Origin of the sequence: Tepidimonas fonticaldi (assembly GCF_007556755.1) — a bacterium.
Lineage (GTDB): Bacteria > Pseudomonadota > Gammaproteobacteria > Burkholderiales > Burkholderiaceae_C > Tepidimonas > Tepidimonas fonticaldi.
Genome location: NZ_VJOO01000088.1, coordinates 1 through 507 on the forward strand (window position 1 = coordinate 1; position 507 = coordinate 507).

Annotated in this window: 1 protein-coding gene; it reads left to right on the forward strand. The window is 66.3% G+C overall.

Going from position 1 to position 507, the window contains the following annotated elements; all coding sequences use genetic code 11:
* Nucleotides 1-507 (forward strand): transposase (locus tag Tfont_RS14440; protein ID WP_185974554.1); only part of this gene is annotated, 507 nt, incomplete at both ends.

The window sequence follows — 507 nt, forward strand, 5'->3', positions numbered from 1 at the left end:
GAAGGCGAAGACGAATCCGTGTTCCTGTCCGACAGCGCGGGTAGCGACGACGGCATGGATGGGCTGCGGATGAGTTCGATGACCTACCGCATCGCCACCGGTCGCGACGCTGGCCGCAAGGTCGTCACGCTGCAAACATTGCCCGGTGACGCAGGCTCGCTGGAGGGCGATGCCGGCAAGGTCGGCGGCTTCTCGCTGCATGCCGGCGTGGCCGCGGAAGCACACGAAAGCCACAAGCTCGAAAAGCTGTGCCGCTACATCACGCGCCCGGCGATCAGCGAGAAGCGGCTGTCGATCTCACCGCAGGGTAGGGTGCGGTATCAGCTCAAGACGCCGTGGCGAAATGGGACCACGCATGTCGAATGGGATGCGGTGGACTTCATCGCCAAGCTGGCGGCACTGGTCCCGCCACCTCGCGCGCATCTCACCCGCTTCCACGGCGTATTCGCCCCGAATGCAAACCTGCGTGCGCAGCTGACGCCCTCGGGGCGCGGCAAGCGGCCTGCG